The organism is Streptomyces sp. NPDC051662 (genome assembly GCF_040681655.1).
Lineage (GTDB): Bacteria > Actinomycetota > Actinomycetes > Streptomycetales > Streptomycetaceae > Streptomyces.
This window is the reverse complement of the sequence record NZ_JBFAZD010000023.1, coordinates 127720-144036: the sequence shown is the minus strand read 5'-3', so window position 1 is coordinate 144036 and position 16317 is coordinate 127720. Positions and strand designations below refer to the sequence as shown.

At 69.7% G+C, this 16317-nt stretch carries 15 protein-coding genes and 1 pseudogene; 12 read left to right on the top strand and 4 right to left on the bottom strand.

Annotated elements, in window-relative coordinates; genetic code table 11:
* The first annotated feature begins 158 nt into the window (after nt 1-158).
* The 8 genes from map to truA all read left to right on the top strand — a co-directional run bounded on the left by map (nt 159) and on the right by truA (nt 5323).
* Entirely contained in the window at nt 159-995 is an 837-nt protein-coding gene (map, locus tag AB0M67_RS31195; RefSeq protein ID WP_365750902.1) for a type I methionyl aminopeptidase, read from the top strand.
* Nucleotides 996-1158: 163 nt separating this feature from the next.
* Entirely contained in the window at nt 1159-1380 is a 222-nt protein-coding gene (gene infA, locus AB0M67_RS31190) for a translation initiation factor IF-1 (RefSeq protein ID WP_003956442.1), read from the top strand.
* A gap of 56 nt (nt 1381-1436) precedes the next feature.
* Nucleotides 1437-1550 (top strand): 50S ribosomal protein L36, encoded by a 114-nt coding sequence (gene rpmJ / locus AB0M67_RS31185; RefSeq protein WP_003956441.1) that lies wholly within the window; start codon nt 1437-1439, stop codon nt 1548-1550.
* Between the two features lie 196 nt (nt 1551-1746).
* Complete coding sequence (gene rpsM / locus AB0M67_RS31180; RefSeq protein WP_030351452.1) at nt 1747-2127, top strand: 30S ribosomal protein S13; 381 nt, start codon at nt 1747-1749, stop codon at nt 2125-2127.
* A gap of 65 nt (nt 2128-2192) precedes the next feature.
* Nucleotides 2193-2597 carry a 30S ribosomal protein S11 gene (gene rpsK, locus AB0M67_RS31175; protein ID WP_003956432.1) on the top strand — a complete coding sequence of 135 codons (405 nt, stop codon included), beginning with the start codon at nt 2193-2195 and terminating at the stop codon, nt 2595-2597.
* Nucleotides 2598-2713: 116 nt separating this feature from the next.
* Nucleotides 2714-3736 (top strand): DNA-directed RNA polymerase subunit alpha, encoded by a 1023-nt coding sequence (locus AB0M67_RS31170; protein WP_003956430.1) that lies wholly within the window; start codon nt 2714-2716, stop codon nt 3734-3736.
* A 102-nt stretch (nt 3737-3838) separates the two neighbouring features.
* Nucleotides 3839-4339, top strand: a complete 501-nt coding sequence (gene rplQ, locus AB0M67_RS31165) for a 50S ribosomal protein L17 (RefSeq protein ID WP_365750901.1) — start codon at nt 3839-3841, stop codon at nt 4337-4339.
* A 90-nt stretch (nt 4340-4429) separates the two neighbouring features.
* Nucleotides 4430-5323, top strand: coding sequence for a tRNA pseudouridine(38-40) synthase TruA (gene truA, locus AB0M67_RS31160; RefSeq protein ID WP_365750900.1), 894 nt, complete (start codon nt 4430-4432; stop codon nt 5321-5323).
* 2 nt (nt 5324-5325) lie between these two features.
* On the opposite strand, the gene AB0M67_RS31155 is transcribed toward truA, so the two are convergent.
* Nucleotides 5326-8448 (bottom strand): glycosyltransferase, encoded by a 3123-nt coding sequence (locus tag AB0M67_RS31155; protein WP_365750899.1) that lies wholly within the window; start codon nt 8446-8448, stop codon nt 5326-5328.
* Nucleotides 8449-8580: 132 nt separating this feature from the next.
* On the bottom strand, nt 8581-9459 hold the full coding sequence (locus AB0M67_RS31150) for a hypothetical protein (protein ID WP_365750898.1): 879 nt from the start codon (nt 9457-9459) through the stop codon (nt 8581-8583).
* 92 nt (nt 9460-9551) lie between these two features.
* On the opposite strand from AB0M67_RS31150, the gene AB0M67_RS31145 reads away from it, so the two are divergent.
* From AB0M67_RS31145 to glmM, 4 genes are all read left to right on the top strand, one after another.
* The gene (locus tag AB0M67_RS31145) at nt 9552-11171 is read left to right on the top strand and encodes an ATP-binding cassette domain-containing protein (RefSeq protein WP_365750897.1); all 1620 of its coding nucleotides are present in this window, start codon (nt 9552-9554) and stop codon (nt 11169-11171) included.
* Nucleotides 11172-11464: 293 nt separating this feature from the next.
* Nucleotides 11465-11908 (top strand): 50S ribosomal protein L13, encoded by a 444-nt coding sequence (rplM, locus tag AB0M67_RS31140; RefSeq protein ID WP_365750896.1) that lies wholly within the window; start codon nt 11465-11467, stop codon nt 11906-11908.
* A 42-nt stretch (nt 11909-11950) separates the two neighbouring features.
* Nucleotides 11951-12478: a 30S ribosomal protein S9 gene (gene rpsI, locus AB0M67_RS31135; RefSeq protein WP_249948319.1), complete on the top strand. Its 528-nt coding sequence runs from the start codon at nt 11951-11953 to the stop codon at nt 12476-12478.
* Nucleotides 12479-12688: 210 nt separating this feature from the next.
* Complete coding sequence (gene glmM / locus AB0M67_RS31130) at nt 12689-14056, top strand: phosphoglucosamine mutase (protein ID WP_365750895.1); 1368 nt, start codon at nt 12689-12691, stop codon at nt 14054-14056.
* A gap of 189 nt (nt 14057-14245) precedes the next feature.
* On the opposite strand, the pseudogene AB0M67_RS31125 reads toward glmM, so the two are convergent.
* Both AB0M67_RS31125 and coaA read right to left on the bottom strand, forming a co-directional pair.
* Nucleotides 14246-15169, bottom strand: a pseudogene (locus AB0M67_RS31125) (DUF389 domain-containing protein); the annotation flags it as partial.
* Between the two features lie 31 nt (nt 15170-15200).
* The gene (gene coaA, locus AB0M67_RS31120) at nt 15201-16196 is read right to left on the bottom strand and encodes a type I pantothenate kinase (RefSeq protein WP_365750894.1); all 996 of its coding nucleotides are present in this window, start codon (nt 16194-16196) and stop codon (nt 15201-15203) included.
* Nucleotides 16197-16317: the final 121 nt, after the last annotated feature.

Genomic DNA, 16317 nt, shown 5'->3' with positions numbered 1-16317 from the left:
GGGGGGGGGGGGCGGGGTGGCCCGATTGTGCGGGCGGTTCTCCTGGGGGGGGGGGGGCGCCGCCCCCCCCCACGGCCGTACTGTTGAGCGGTCCGTGTGAAGCGGACGTATTGAGCAGGGCGTATCGGATCAGTCACAGACAGGTGGAAGGCACAGGCATGGTGCAGATCAAGACCCCCGAGCAGATCGCGAAGATGCGTGAGGCGGGACTGGTCGTCGCCGCCGTGCACGCGGCCACCGGCGCGGCGGCGGTGCCCGGCGCCACCACCAGGGATCTGGACCAGGTCGCCCGCAAGGTGCTGGCCGAGCACGGCGCCAAGCCGAACTTCCTCGGGTACGGCGGGTTCCCCGCGACCATCTGCACCTCGGTCAACGAGGTCGTCGTCCATGGCATCCCGGACGACAGGACCGTCCTGAAGGACGGCGACATCATCTCCATCGACGCCGGCGCGATCATCGACGGCTGGCACGGCGACGCGGCCTTCACGGTGTTCGTCGGCGGCGGTCACGCTCCGGAGCTGGTCGAACTCTCCCGGGTGACCGAGGAGTCGATGTGGGCCGGGATCGCGGCGATGCGCGCCGGCAACCGGCTGGTGGACGTGTCCCGGGCGATCGAGACGTACATCCGTCGACAGCCCCGCCCCGGCGGCGGCAAGTACGGGATCATCGAGGACTACGGCGGCCATGGCATCGGCACCGAGATGCACATGGACCCGCATCTGCTGAACTATGTCTCCCGCAAGCGCGGCAAGGGCCCGAAGCTGGTCCCGGGCCTCTGTCTGGCGATCGAGCCGATGGTCTCGCTCGGTACGCCGCGCACGGAGGTGCTGGAGGACGAGTGGACGGTCGTCACGACCGATGGCACCTGGTCCTCGCACTGGGAGCACTCCGTGGCGCTGACGGAGGAGGGCCCGCTGGTCCTGACCGCCCCCGACGGGGGTAAGGCGAAGCTCGCCGAGCTGGGCGTCACGGCGGCTCCCGATCCGCTGGCCTAGGGACTCCCGGGGTGAGCGCTTAAGAATCTCCTTCGGTGGGCAAACTGAACGGATTCGTCTTTTCGAGTGCGCTCCCGTAGACTGACTCGTCGGCTCTGGTGTACCCGTGTGTCCTCATGCGGCTGCCAGAATCGATCAAGGTAGCCGATTCGAAGGGCGAAGCGTGGCCAAGAAGCAAGGTGCCATCGAAATTGAGGGCACCGTGATCGAGTCCCTCCCGAACGCCATGTTCAAGGTGGAGCTGCAGAACGGTCACAAGGTCCTCGCGCACATCAGCGGCAAGATGCGGATGCACTACATCCGTATCCTCCCCGATGACCGGGTCGTGGTGGAGCTGTCTCCGTACGACCTGACGCGTGGCCGGATCGTCTACCGATACAAGTAGATCTTGCTGACATCCCTCGCGGGGTGTCCGCAACTGACCCGGAGAACCTCAATCCCATGAAGGTCAAGCCGAGCGTCAAGAAGATCTGCGACAAGTGCAAGGTGATCCGCCGTCACGGCCGGGTCATGGTCATCTGCGACAACCTGCGCCACAAGCAGCGCCAGGGCTGACGCAAGACCACCTGCCTCTCGCAGTACTTCGCGCGACGCGAGCAAACTCGTAATGACGCAGTGTCCGGCTCCCACCCGGTGGGACCGACACCTCCGGCGGAGGCCGGGGACCCGGACCGTATCTCTCCCTCAGCGGGAGGGACCGGCAGCCGGGAACGACACTGCGGAAGACCTCCGACATCATCAGGAGCCATGAATGGCACGCCTCGCAGGCGTTGACCTCCCGCGCGAAAAGCGCGTCGAGGTCGCCCTCACCTACGTCTTCGGTATCGGGCGCACCCGGTCCAAGGAGACCCTCGCCGCCGTTGGCGTCGACCCGAACGTCCGTGTCCGCGACCTCGCCGAGGAAGACCTCGTCAAGATCCGCGAGTACGTGGACGCCAACCTCAAGACCGAGGGTGACCTCCGTCGCGAGATCGCCGCCGACATCCGCCGCAAGGTCGAGATCGGCTGCTACCAGGGTCTGCGTCACCGCCGTGGCCTGCCGGTGCACGGACAGCGCACCAGCACGAACGCTCGTACCCGCAAGGGCCCGCGTCGCGCCATCGCCGGTAAGAAGAAGCCGGGCAAGAAGTAGTCCTCAGCGGACGCTCATCAGCGGTCTTCGCTGTAGGACCGACCACCTCCCTGTAGGAGAAATAGATGCCCCCCAAGGGTCGTCAGGGCGCTGCCAAGAAGGTGCGCCGCAAGGAAAAGAAGAACGTCGCTCACGGGCACGCCCACATCAAGAGCACGTTCAACAACACGATCGTCTCGATCACCGACCCCTCGGGCAATGTGATCTCCTGGGCCTCCGCCGGCCACGTCGGCTTCAAGGGCTCGCGCAAGTCCACCCCCTTCGCCGCGCAGATGGCCGCCGAGTCGGCCGCCCGCCGCGCGCAGGAGCACGGCATGCGCAAGGTCGACGTCTTCGTCAAGGGTCCCGGTTCCGGCCGTGAGACCGCGATCCGTTCGCTCCAGGCCACCGGCCTGGAGGTGGGCTCGATCCAGGACGTCACCCCCACCCCGCACAACGGCTGCCGCCCCCCGAAGCGCCGCCGCGTCTGACCCTTTCCCCGCGCAGGGGAACGGCTCGCGGGCGGTACGGCGCTTCGGTGCCGTGCCGCCCGTACCCTTGTTCTGTTGGCATCAAATAGCGGGTGCCAAGACTGGAGGCATTAACCATGCTTATCGCTCAGCGTCCCTCGCTGACCGAAGAGGTCGTCGACGAATACCGCTCGCGGTTCGTGATCGAGCCGCTGGAGCCGGGCTTCGGCTACACGCTCGGCAACTCCCTTCGGCGTACGCTCCTCTCCTCGATCCCCGGCGCGGCGGTCACGTCGATCCGGATCGACGGTGTCCTGCACGAGTTCACCACCGTGCCGGGCGTCAAGGAGGACGTCACCGACCTCATCCTGAACATCAAGCAGCTGGTCGTCTCCTCGGAGCACGACGAGCCGGTCGTGATGTACCTGCGCAAGCAGGGCCCCGGCCTGGTCACGGCCGCTGACATCGCCCCGCCGGCCGGTGTCGAGGTCCACAACCCCGACCTCGTGCTCGCGACGCTGAACGGCAAGGGCAAGCTGGAGATGGAGCTGACCGTCGAGCGCGGTCGCGGTTATGTCTCCGCCGTCCAGAACAAGCAGGTGGGCCAGGAGATCGGCCGGATTCCGGTCGACTCCATCTACTCGCCGGTGCTCAAGGTCACGTACAAGGTCGAGGCGACCCGTGTCGAGCAGCGCACCGACTTCGACAAGCTGATCGTCGACGTCGAGACCAAGCAGGCCATGCGGCCGCGTGACGCCATGGCGTCCGCCGGTAAGACGCTGGTCGAGCTGTTCGGTCTGGCGCGCGAGCTCAACATCGACGCCGAGGGCATCGACATGGGCCCGTCGCCGACGGACGCGGCGCTCGCCGCCGATCTCGCCCTGCCGATCGAGGAGCTTGAGCTCACCGTCCGGTCGTACAACTGCCTCAAGCGCGAGGGCATCCACTCCGTGGGTGAGCTGGTGGCGCGCTCCGAGGCCGATCTGCTCGACATCCGTAACTTCGGTGCCAAGTCGATCGACGAGGTCAAGGCGAAGCTGGCCGGCATGGGCCTGGCCCTCAAGGACAGCCCGCCCGGATTCGACCCGACCGCCGCCGCGGACGCCTTCGGCGCCGACGACGACGCGGACGCCGGGTTCGTGGAGACCGAGCAGTACTGAACCGCCTCCGGAGCGTGAGCTCCGGGTTCCGGCGGGCGATCGCCCGTCCGGGAACTGACACCGGTACCTGATACGGCCGGTGCAGACACAAGGAGATACACCATGCCGAAGCCCGCCAAGGGTGCCCGTCTGGGCGGCAGCGCCGCGCACGAGAAGCTGCTCCTCGCGAACCTCGCGAAGTCGCTCTTCGAGCACGGCCGCATCACCACGACCGAGGCCAAGGCCCGCCGCCTGCGCCCGATCGCGGAGCGTTTCATCACCAAGGCGAAGAAGGGCGACATCCACAACCGTCGCCTGGTGCTGCAGTCGATCACGGACAAGAGCGTCGTCCACACGCTCTTCACCGAGATCGCCCCGCGGTACGAGAACCGCCCCGGTGGTTACACGCGTATCACCAAGATTGGCAACCGTCGTGGCGACAACGCCCCGATGGCGGTCATCGAGCTGGTCGAGGCCCTGACCGTGGCGCAGCAGGCCACCGGTGAGGCCGAGGCGGCGACGAAGCGCGCGGTCAAGGAAGACGCCCTCAAGAAGGACGAGGCTCCGGCCGAGACCGTCGAGGACGCCAAGCCGGCCGCCGAGTCGGAGTCCAAGGACGCCTGAGCGTTCTGACGACTGACGGACGGGTCCGCTCCCTCTGGGGGCGGGCCCGTTCTGTATGGAAAGGGCGGACACGTGGGTCAGGTGGGTCAGGTGAGCGAGGACATCGAGGGCGCGGCGCCCGGACACGTACGGATACGGCTGGACCTGTCGTACGACGGCAAGGACTTCTCCGGCTGGGCCAGGCAGCGGACCCGGCGGACCGTCCAGGGCGAGATCGAGGACGCGCTGCGTACGGTGACGCGGTCCTCGCGCACGTACGAGCTGACCGTCGCCGGGCGTACGGACGCGGGTGTGCACGCGCGCGGACAGGTCGCGCATGTCGATCTGCCGGACGACGTGTGGGCCGAGCACCGGGAGCGGCTGCTGCGGCGGCTCGCGGGGCGGCTGAGCCATGACGTACGGGTCTGGAAGGTCGCCGAGGCACCCCCGGGCTTCAACGCGCGCTTCTCGGCCGTCTGGCGGCGCTACGCGTACCGCGTGACCGATCATCCCGGGGGTGTCGATCCGCTGCTGCGCGGTCATGTGCTGTGGCACGACTGGCCGTTGGACGTGGCGGCGATGAACGCGGCGTCCGCGGGGCTGCTCGGCGAGCACGACTTCGCGGCGTACTGCAAGCGGCGCGAGGGCGCGACGACCATCCGTACGCTCCAGCGGCTTGGGTGGGAGCGTGACGCGTACGGGGTGATCACCGCGACCGTGCGGGCCGATGCCTTCTGCCACAACATGGTGCGCTCGCTGGTGGGCGCGCTGCTGTTCGTGGGCGACGGGCACCGGCCCGTGGAGTGGCCGGCGAAGGTGCTGGCGGCGGGGGTGCGCGACTCGGCGGTGCATGTCGTACGGCCGCACGGGCTCACCCTGGAGGAGGTCGGCTATCCGGCCGACGAGCTGCTGGGCGAGCGGAACCGTGCGGCGCGCAACAAACGGACGCTGGGCGCGAACCTGAACGGGGACGCGGACGGCGGCGGGGACGCGGGCTGCTGCTGAGGTCAGCCGCGCCGCAGCCGCCTGGCGAGACGGCGCAGCGGTCCCGGTGCCGGGGCCGGTGTGCCCCGCGCGGGTGCGGGCTCCGGCTTCGGGACCGCGACGCGCAGGGACAGATCGCGCTGCGGATTGGTCCAGTACGGCGTGACGCGGCGGTCCCGCGCGGTGGGGTGCGGCACGGGCGCGAGCCGCTCGGGCACCTCGGGGCCGCGCCGGGAGCCGAGCCGCGCCGACTTCGTCCAGCCGAGCGCGGTCAGGCGTACGGACAGATCCCAGACGCCGTCGCCGAGCGCGGCGCCGTCCAGCGCCGTGGCGAGATCGAGCCGGGCCGTTCCGGCGATGCTCAGCACGCCTTCGGGGCGGAAGACGGTGGTCTTCGTGGGCAGCCGGTACTCGGCGCCGCTGGCGCGTTCGCGCAGGACGAGGACGACGGACGCCTTGGCGGGTGAGGCGCCGCCGGTGAGCGGTTCGCGGGCGAGCCGGTCCCGCAGGGCCGGGGAGAGACCGGCCGGTGCCAGCGCCTCCTGGTCCGTACCGGTGTCGGTGACGCCCAGAGGGCCGTCGGCGCCGTGCAGCTCGCCGGTGAAGGCCACCCGCAGACAGCCGCCGTCGTCCAGCCAGGACAGTGCGTCCAGCCGCGGGTGGCAGACGACCGAGGACTCCCAGGCGGCGAGCGCCACCAGATCGTCGAGCCGGTCGTCGGTGATCAGCCCGACGGCCACCCGGCGCGCGGCGGGCAGACCGGCCACCGACGTGTCCGAGATCCCGTCCACGACGACCGCGCGGACCGCCCGGAACAGCTCGCGCCGCGCCTCCTCGTCCAGATCCAGCAGTCGCTTTCCGGTCAGCCGGTCCAGGATCTCCACGCGGAGCCAGCGCCGGTGCAGCCGGTCGCGCGCCGCCCCGGGTCCGACGAGTCCGTCGACGGTCTTCAGCAGGGCGCGCAGCTCGGGGTAGAACTCCCCGGGCGGTACGGCGGGGCCCGCTCCGCCCGGACCGTAGTGGTAGCAGACGTAGCTGCCGAGGACGGCGGTACGGCCGGCCCGGAGGGTGGCCTCGGCGGTGAACGCCTGCTCGGCCAGTTGCCCGCCGCCGACGGGGAAGCGCAGCCCGTGCCTGTCGAGGAAGGCGCGGTGGAACAGCTTGTTGGCGGTCAGGCTGTCGGCCAGCGGGTCCTTGGCGAGGGTGGCGCGCGGCCGGTCCCGTACGAACAGCTCGCGGGGGACCGGCCGGCCCTTGCCCGCGAGCTTGCCGGCGACGATATCGGCGTCGTGCTCGATGCCGTACGCGTACATCCGCTCAAGGGCTTCCGTGCCGAGCCGGTCGCCCGACTCCATGTACAGCACGTACTGGCCGGTCGCGGTGTCGGTCCCGGTGTTACGGGGATCGGTGCCCGGCGCCGTGTCCGGCACCGTGATCACCTCGATGTCGTCCGCCGGCAGGGTCTGGGCGGCCAGTGAGGCGAGGGTGGTCTCCACGGCCTCGGGCGCCGCCCCCGCGGTGGGTACGACGACGCTGACCTTCGGCGGCCGGGGACCGGGCACCGCGTCGCTCGCGCGTACGGTCAGGGTCAGCCCGTCCTCGGTGAGCGCGCCGGTGATCTCGTGTCCGCCGAGGATCTCCGGGGCGGGCAGCGGCACCTCGCCGGGCGCGGTGTCCCCGCCGAGCCCTGTGTACCGGTCGAAGCCCGCGCCCAGGAGCCTGATCCGTACCTCCCAGTCGCCCTCGGCCAGGGGCCCGCCGCCCGCGCCGCGCAGCGGGTCGACGGCGACGGTGCCGCGGACGACGGGCCGTACCAGCACGGTGCCCTCGGGCACGGTGCCGGCGAGGCCGTCCGGGACGGGTTCCTCCTCCAGGACGAGAGACGTCTCGCGGTCGGGGAGCCACACATGCGCGGTCTCCGCGTGGCGCAGCAGCACATCGGCCTTGAAGGACTTCAACTCGCCGGTCACATCGACGGGTTCGGACAGGACACCGTCCGTCAGAGCGGGCGCGAGGAAGTACCGGTCACCGCGCCGGGCCAGCAGCAGACCGGACCCGTCGTGGGCGCCGTCGGGGCCCGGTTCGCCCATGAACCGGGCGGTGAACGACGCCTTGAACCGGTCCCGGCTCCACTCCGCCCGCTCGATCGCGCAGCGCGCGCCGAGATCCGTCTGCCGACGGGTGAACTCGGTCAGTTCGGCCGGTCTGTTCTCCCGGAGCAGGGCCGATCTGGTCCGCTGTACGGCGGCCAGCGCCGTGTGCACGCCGTCCGTCATGAACTCCTCGGCCAGCTCGCGCACCACCTCGAACGGGTCGTCCCGGAACGGCGGGTCGACCAGCAGGCCCCGGGGCGGTTCGCCCAGCCGGTGCAGCATCTCCACCCGGTAGAAGCGGCGCAGCAGCCGGTCACGCTCGGGCCCCGGCTCGGTGCCCGCGACGACGGTCGCCATGACCTCGCGGAGATTCCCGTAGTACCGGCGCGGGTCCATGGCGGCCGTACCGGCGTTCTCGGCGTCCTCACGGGCCCAGTACGCGTAGCAGACGTAGTCGCCCAGGACGGAGACCACGGACGCCTTGAGGTAGGCGCGGACCATGAAGAGCTGGTCCTCCAGGATCCAGGGCCCCTCGGGGTGCGCGATGCCGTGTTCGTGCAGGAACGCGGTGCGGAACATCTTGTGGGGGGTGAGGCTGTCGATGAGTGGCGCGTCGCGTACCGTGCAGCTCTCCCGGGTCCGGGTCATCAGACCGTACGGGACGCCCCGGCTGCGGAAGTTGCTGGCGACCTTGCCGATGACGATGTCGGAGCCGTTGCGCGCGGCCATGGCGTACAGCCGCTCCAGCGCCTCGGGCGCCAGCCGGTCGTCGTGGTCGGCGAACTGCACGTACTGGCCGTTCGCCCGCTCCACGCCGATGTTGCGCGGCTTTCCCGGCCAGCCCGAGTTGGGAATGCGCTCCATCCGGAAGTGGTCGTGCTCGGCGACCAGGGCCGCCAGCCGGTCCGGGGTCTCGTCGGTCGAGCCGTCGTCGACGAAGAGCACCTCGAACTCGTCGCTGGGCAGGGTCTGCCCCAGCAGCGACCCGACCAGCGGCTCGATGTGGATTCCCGAGTTGTACGTCGGCACCACCACGGTGACTTTGACCGCCATCCACCCCACGCCCTCTGTGCATTCACCAGCGCCACACAAGTTGCGCAGACTGTACACAGCGCCGAGCACGCGCCGTGCCGGGAAACCGCGACGGCGCGCGGGCGGGGGACTGCGGGGGACTGTGGGGCCGGGTTACTGGTCGACGGGGGCCGTGGCCGCGGCCGACGCCTGGGCCCTGCCCCGTTCGAGGATCTGGCGGAAGGCGAACTCCGCGACATCGTCCCCGATGGTGAAGACGTCCTTGTCCGACGTGGTGACGTTCTTGCCCGAGGTGAAGCCGCCGACCGTGAAGTAGACGTATCTGCCGTACGAGTTGGTGGTCTTGCGGCAGATCGAGGGGGCCCGGCAGAAGGTCGGGACACCGGCGCCGGAGAGCGAGGCGACGCCGTCCTTCGCCTGGTCCTTGGCCTTCAGCGCCAGCGCCTCCGTCTCGAAGACCGCGACGCCGACGGTCACGGCGACCCCGTCCCCGCTGTAGGTGGCGCGGATGACCTCGTCGCAGCTGTTCGAGGCGAGGATGGAGCCGAGCCGGCCCTGTGCCGCCGCGGCGCAGTTGGTGGTGCGGGCCGTGGCGCCCTTCGCGTAAACGCGGTCGCTCATCGTGAGCTTGTCGCCGGGGAAGAGGGTGTCGGCGCTCAGCGGCGCCTTGTCCTTGTCGGCGCTGGAGACATAGTCCTTCGGGTTCGGCGGCGGCAGCGGCCGGACCGACGAGAAGGTGGGCTCCGCCTCGGGGCTACGGTCCGGCAGATCGGTGGGTGTGGGCAGGTCGTTGGCGGTGTTCTCCGTGCCGCGGTCGTTCCCGCCGTTCATGGAGACGACGGCGGTCGCCACGATCGCGGCTATCGCGCCGGTCGCGAGCACGCCACCACCGATCATCAGCCAGCGTTTGCGGCGGGTACGCGCGGCGGAGGCGTCCGCGAGAGCGGCCCAATCCGGTGTCTGTGTGCCGTGCGGGTCCTGGTCCGGTGAACCGGGGCCGCCCCAGGAGGGCCCCCCTTGCCCAAAGCTCATGGCGCGAGTTTAGACCGCCCGAAGACCGGGGAGCGGCCCGGGAATCCGAAAAGGATTGGGCTCCGGCGCCACCTGCACCGACAATGCGGGACATGGGACATGTTGAGGCCGCGCACCTGGAGTACTACCTCCCCGACGGACGGGTGCTGCTCGGCGACGCCTCGTTCCGCGTCGCGGAGGGCTCCGTCGTCGCTCTGGTCGGGGCCAATGGCGCCGGCAAGACCACGCTGCTCAGGCTGATCGCGGGGGAGCTCCAGCCGCACGGCGGCTCGGTGACGGTCAGCGGCGGGCTCGGTGTGATGTCGCAGTTCGTGGGGTCGGTACGGGACGAGCGCACGGTTCGTGACCTGCTGGTGTCGGTCGCGCAGCCGCGCGTACGGGAAGCCGCGGCGGCCGTGGACGCGGCCGAGCACGGCATCATGACGGTCGACGACGAGGCCGCGCAGATGCGGTACGCGCAGGCGCTGAGCGACTGGGCGGAGGCGCGCGGTTATGAGGCCGAGACGGTCTGGGACATGTGCACGACGGCGGCGCTCGGCGTCCCGTACGAGAAGGCGCAGTGGCGTGAGCTGCGCACCCTGAGCGGCGGCGAGCAGAAACGGCTGGTGCTGGAGGCGCTGCTGCGCGGGCCCGACCAGGTGCTGCTGCTCGACGAGCCGGACAACTATCTGGACGTGCCCGGCAAGCGGTGGCTGGAGGAGCGGCTGAAGGAGACCCGTAAGACGGTCCTCTTCATCTCCCACGACCGGGAGCTGCTGGCCAGGGCCGCCGAGAAGATCGTGAGCGTGGAACCCAGCCCGGCCGGCTCCGACGTGTGGGTGCACGGCGGCGGGTTCGGTACGTACCACCAGGCGCGCAAGGAGCGCTTCGCGCGCTTCGAGGAGCTGAAGCGCCGCTGGGACGAGGAGCACGCCCGGCTGAAGGCGCTGGTGCACCGGCTGCGGCAGCAGGCGGCGATCAGCCCCGACATGGCCTCGCGCTACCGGGCGATGCAGACGCGCTTCAAGAAGTTCGAGGACGCCGGACCGCCGCCGGAGCCGCCGCGCGAGCAGGAGATCACCATGCGGCTGCGTGGCGGCCGTACCGGCGTACGGGCCGTGACCTGCGAGAACCTTGAGCTGACCGGGCTGATGAAGCCGTTCTCGCTGGAGATCTACTACGGCGAGCGCGTCGCGGTCCTCGGTTCGAACGGCTCAGGGAAGTCCCACTTCCTGCGGCTGCTGGCCGGTGAGGACGTACGGCACAGCGGCGCGTGGAAGCTGGGCGCGCGGGTCGTACCGGGCCACTTCGCGCAGACCCACGCCCACCCCGAGCTGCTCGGCCGCACGCTGGTCGACATCCTGTGGACGGAGCACGCGAAGGACCGGGGCGGCGCGATGAGCGTGCTGCGCCGTTACGAGCTGGAGCGCCAGGGCGACCAGCCCTTCGAGAAGCTCTCCGGCGGCCAGCAGGCCCGCTTCCAGATCCTGCTGCTCGAACTGTGCGGTACGACCGCGCTGCTCCTGGACGAGCCGACGGACAACCTGGACCTGGAGTCGGCGGAGGCTCTTCAGGACGGTCTTGAGGTGTACGAAGGGACGGTGCTCGCGGTCACCCACGACCGCTGGTTCGCTCGCTCCTTCGACCGGTATCTGGTATTCGGCTCGGACGGGGTCGTACGGGAGACGCCGGAGCCGGTATGGGACGAGCGACGGGTGGTACGGGAGCGGTGACGGACGGTACGGGGGAGCGGTGACGGGCGGTACGGTCGCGCCCCTGCGCACCCGGGGGCCGAGGGGCGCGCACCCCCGTTTTGACCCGTACGGGGCACCGACGGTATTCTTCTGGTTCGTTATGCGTATTGGCTTGGTCGTTCTCACGCGAGGGGCCCTTACGCCGGTCCACCGGGCCGATGGACAGCGGTAGTGCACGGGTTGCGTCCCCGAAGTACCGCCAGGGCTGTCGTGATCGTCCGGGTGGCCTTGTCAGGACTCCACTTTCACTGAAGAAGCGAAGGCATACGACCGTGCGTACGTACAGCCCCAAGCCCGGCGATGTGACGCGCCAGTGGCACATCATCGACGCGCAGGACATCGTCCTGGGCCGTCTGGCGACCACCGCCGCCAACCTTCTGCGCGGTAAGCACAAGGCGATCTACGCGCCCCACGTCGACACCGGTGACTTCGTCATCATCATCAACGCCGACAAGGTGCACCTGTCCGGCAACAAGCGGACCCAGAAGATGGCGTACCGCCACTCCGGTTACCCGGGTGGTCTGCGTTCCGTCCGCTATGACGAGCTCCTCGCCAAGAACCCCGAGAAGGCCGTCGAGAAGGCCATCAAGGGCATGATCCCCAAGAACACCCTGGGCCGTCAGATGCTCTCGAAGCTGAAGGTGTACTCGGGTGACCAGCACCCGCACGCCGCTCAGCAGCCGGTCCCGTTCGAGATCACCCAGGTCGCGCAGTAGTTCCGGCCACCCCCTAAGACGAAAAGAAATCTGAGGAGCATCGTGGCCGAGACCACTGCAGAGACCCCCGTCGAAGCCCCCGAGGCGGAAGAGACGTACGCCGAGGTGACGACCTTCGAGTCGGAGACCCCGGTCGAGGGTGAGTACACCTCCGAGTCGATGGCGTCCCGCTTCGGCGACCCGCAGCCGGCGGCCGGCCTGGGCCGTCGCAAGAACGCCATCGCCCGAGTCCGGATCGTCCCGGGCACCGGCAAGTGGAAGATCAACGGTCGCACCCTTGAGGACTACTTCCCCAACAAGGTGCACCAGCAGGCTGTCAACGAGCCCTTCAAGGTGCTTGAGCTCGACAACCGCTACGACGTCATCGCCCGTATCTCGGGTGGCGGCGTCTCCGGCCAGGCCGGCGCCCTGCGTCTCGGTGTGGCCCGCTCGCTGAACGAGGCGGACGTGGACAACAACCGCGCCCCGCTGAAGAAGGCCGGCTTCCTGAGCCGCGACGACCGCGCCGTCGAGCGCAAGAAGGCCGGTCTGAAGAAGGCCCGCAAGGCGCCGCAGTACAGCAAGCGCTAAATCGCTCGCTTGCCGGCACTGGCTTTACGGCCTCTACGGCATCCGAACGCCCCGGCGGCACTCCGTGCTGCCGGGGCGTTCGTTTTATTGGTTACTCGGGCGTATAACAGCATCAGGCGCTCAGAACTTTGCATGGGTTTGCGTTTTCGAAATCTTTTCGCTCGGGGCAGATCGGTGATGCCGGCTCCGGGCGTTCTCGGAGGGAGAGCTGTGGGACGACTCTTCGGCACGGACGGTGTGCGCGGTGTCGCCAACGCCGATCTGACGGCCGAGCTGGCGCTCGGTCTTTCGGTCGCGGCGGCGCATGTGCTCGCCGAAGTGGGGACGTTCGAGGGGCATCGGCCCACGGCGGTGGTGGGACGTGATCCCCGTGCCTCCGGTGAATTCCTGGAGGCCGCTGTCGTGGCGGGCCTGGCGAGCGCGGGCGTGGACGTCCTGCGTGTCGGTGTGCTGCCGACCCCCGCGGTGGCGTATCTCACCGGTGTGCTCGGCGCCGACCTCGGCGTGATGCTCTCCGCGAGCCACAACGCCATGCCCGACAACGGCATCAAGTTCTTCGCGCGCGGCGGGCACAAACTCGCCGACGAGTTGGAGGACCGTATCGAGGCCGCCTATTACGAGAACACCGTGCACCGCACCGGCGCCCCCTGGGAGCGGCCGACCGGTGCCGGTGTCGGTCGGGTCCGCTCGTACGACGAAGGTTTCGATCAGTACGTGGCACATCTGATCGCTGTGCTGCCGAACCGGCTCGACGGGCTGAAGGTCGTCCTGGACGAGGCGCACGGCGCGGCGGCCCGGGTGTCACCGGAGGCCTTCACCCGCGCCGGCGCCGAGGTCATCACGATCGGCGCTGAGCCGGACGGGCTGAACATCAACGACGGATGCGGCTCCACCCATCTGGACCAGCTCAAGGCCGCGGTCGTCGAGCACGGCGCGGACTTCGGCATCGCGCACGACGGCGACGCGGACCGCTGTCTGGCCGTGGACGGCGCGGGCGAGGAGGTCGACGGCGATCAGATCCTCGCCGTACTGGCCCTCGCGATGCGCGAGGCGGGCACGTTGCGCGGCGACGCGGTGGTCGGGACGGTCATGTCCAACCTCGGGTTCAAGATCGCGATGGAGCGCGAGGGCATCCATCTCGTCGAGACCGCGGTCGGCGACCGCTACGTACTGGAGTCGATGAAGGAGCACGGCTACGCCCTCGGTGGCGAGCAGTCGGGCCATGTCATCGTCCTCGACCACGCCACCACCGGCGACGGCACCCTCACCGGTCTGATGCTCGCGGCCCGGGTCGCCGCGACGGGCCGTACGCTGGCCGACCTCGCGGCCGTCATGCGACGACTGCCGCAGGTGCTCATCAATGTGCCGGATGTCGACAAGTCGCGGGTGAAGACCTCCGCCGAACTGGCGTCGGCGGTCGCCGAGGCCGAACGCGAACTGGGCTCCACGGGCCGTGTCCTGCTGCGCCCCTCGGGCACGGAGCCGGTGGTACGGGTGATGGTCGAGGCGGCGGACATCGACCAGGCGCGGTCGGTGGCGAGCCGGCTGGCGGACGCGGTGAAGTCGGCGCTCGGCTGAAGGCGCTGAGCCGATTCGAGGGAGTGCTCCGGCGGCCCGGACCCACGGCGGGTGCGGGCCGCCCGGTTCCGGGCCGTCCCGGTCCAGGGCCGTCCAGGACCGTACACGGCGGTCCGGGGCCGTCCAGGACCGTACACGGCGGTCCGGGGCCGTCCAGGACCGTACGCGGCGGACGCCCGTACGCCGTATCCGTCCCCGCTGCGTCGCCCACAGCGCCTTCTGGGCGAGCAGCGTGAGCGTACCGGCGGCCACGATGCCCGCCAGGTTCAGCAGGAGCTGGCTGCTGGAGCCCCACACCTGCGCGAAGTCGCCGTAGCCGAGGGCCACCGCCGCGTTGGCCGCCGCCGGGACCGTCGTCACCGAGATGGCGACCCCCACCAGCGCGCCCGACTTCGCGGAGGTCAGTGAGAGCATCCCGGCCACGCCCGCGAGCGCGGCGACCACGAGCGAGAACAGGTCCGGGTTCCAGATGAACGAGGTGTTCGGGCGGTCGGCCTCCAGCATGGATTCCGTGAAGAGCCCGAAGCCGTCCATCACCAGACTGAAGACGGTCGTCAGCCCCATCGCCACCGCGAACCCGGCGATCAGCGCGATCAGCGAACGCCACGCCAGCAGCGGGGCGCGCTGCACCAGCGCCGTACAGATCCCGGCCAGCGGGCCGAACTCCGGACCCACCGCCATCGCGCCCACGATCAGGATCGCGTTGTCCAGCACCACACCGCAGGCCGCGATCATCGTCGCGAGCGAGAGGAACGCCAGATACGTGAGGGAGAGCGAGGACTCCTCGTGGGTCACGTCCTCCAACTGCTCCCACAGCACGGCGTCGGCGCCCTCGCCCGGCGCCTCCTCCTCCGCCTCGTCCGCCCGCTTCGACAACGACAGATCGATGTTCTCCACCGAGATCGAACCGGACTCGTCGATCCCGAGGGCACGCAGATCCGCGATCAGTTCGTCGCCCGCCTCGCGCGCCACATCGCACATGACCAGATCGCCCCGCGGATCGCGGGAGGCGCCCGGTACGACGACGAGATGCGCGGTACCGACGGTCCGCTCCACGGCGTGTACGACCTCGTCGGTACGGCCGGCCGGCACGAGCAGCCGTAGATGCAGCACGCTGACAGCCCCTCAGTTCTTCTTCGGATCTTCAGAGTTTGCGCAGTGACAGCCGCTGGACCTTGTGGTCGGGGCCCTTGCGCAGGACCAGTGTGGCGCGGCTGCGCGTCGGCGCCACATTCTCCAGCAGATTGGGCTTGTTGATGGTCCGCCACATCGTCCTGGCGTAGTCGAGGGACTCCTCCTCGGAGACCTGGGTGTACTTCCTGAAGTACGAGGCGGGGTCCTGGAAGGCCGTCTCGCGCAGCTTGCGGAAGCGGTTCAGATACCAGGTCTCGATGTCCTCGGCGCGGGCGTCGACATAGACGCTGAAGTCGAAGTAGTCGGCGAGACCGACCCTGGTCCTGCCGTCCTTGCCCGGCAGCGCGGGCTGGAGGACATTGAGCCCCTCGACGATGAGGATGTCGGGCCGACGTACGGTGAGCAGTTCGTCCGGCACGATGTCGTAGATCAGATGCGAGTAGACCGGCGCGGTGACCTCGTCCTTGCCCGCCTTGATGTCGGCGACGAACCGGGTCAGTGCCCGGCGGTCGTACGACTCGGGGAAGCCCTTGCGCGACATCAGCCCGCGGGCCTGGAGCTCTTTCATCGGGAGCAGGAAGCCGTCGGTGGTGACGCGTTCGACCCGGGGGTGCTCGGGCCAGCGCGCGAGCAGCGCCTGCAACAGCCGGGCCACGGTGGACTTCCCGACGGCGACACTGCCCGCCACGCCTATGACGAACGGTGTACCGCGCTGGGCACCGTGCCCGTTGCCCGCGTCCCCGAGGAAGGTGTTCAGCGCGCCACGCAGCCCCGCCGTGGCCTGGACATAGAGATTGAGCAGCCGGGAGAGCGGCAGATAGACGTCCCGTACCTCGTCGAGGTCGATGACATCGCCGAGTCCGCGCAACCGCTCGACCTCCTCGGCGGAGAGGGGCAGCGGCGTCCTGTCGCGCAGCGCGCTCCACTCGGCCCGGCTGAGGTCGACATAGGGCGTCGGCCCATGGTCGCCCCGGCGTGGGGCGCTTCGTGGCGGCGAAGTGATCACCTCGCCATTGTCGGGGGTGCGGGGCAGGTGTGGGTGGTGTGCTAAATCACGTGCCCGGGGAGGTACGGGACGCCTGAGGCACCGCGGCAGACGCCGCGGGCTGGTCCACGAAGATCGACCG

Bases quoted from the DNA above. Each gene is read 5' to 3' on its own strand.
- AB0M67_RS31170 (WP_003956430.1), top strand. From the start codon at position 2,714: ATGCTTATCGCTCAGCGTCCCTCGCTGACCGAAGAGGTCGTCGACGAA.
- map (WP_365750902.1), top strand. From the start codon at position 159: ATGGTGCAGATCAAGACCCCCGAGCAGATCGCGAAGATGCGTGAGGCG.
- rpmJ (WP_003956441.1), top strand. From the start codon at position 1,437: ATGAAGGTCAAGCCGAGCGTCAAGAAGATCTGCGACAAGTGCAAGGTG.
- AB0M67_RS31145 (WP_365750897.1), top strand. From the start codon at position 9,552: ATGGGACATGTTGAGGCCGCGCACCTGGAGTACTACCTCCCCGACGGA.
- rplQ (WP_365750901.1), top strand. From the start codon at position 3,839: ATGCCGAAGCCCGCCAAGGGTGCCCGTCTGGGCGGCAGCGCCGCGCAC.
- AB0M67_RS31155 (WP_365750899.1), bottom strand. From the start codon at position 8,448: ATGGCGGTCAAAGTCACCGTGGTGGTGCCGACGTACAACTCGGGAATC.
- rpsK (WP_003956432.1), top strand. From the start codon at position 2,193: ATGCCCCCCAAGGGTCGTCAGGGCGCTGCCAAGAAGGTGCGCCGCAAG.
- AB0M67_RS31150 (WP_365750898.1), bottom strand. From the start codon at position 9,459: ATGAGCTTTGGGCAAGGGGGGCCCTCCTGGGGCGGCCCCGGTTCACCG.
- rpsM (WP_030351452.1), top strand. From the start codon at position 1,747: ATGGCACGCCTCGCAGGCGTTGACCTCCCGCGCGAAAAGCGCGTCGAG.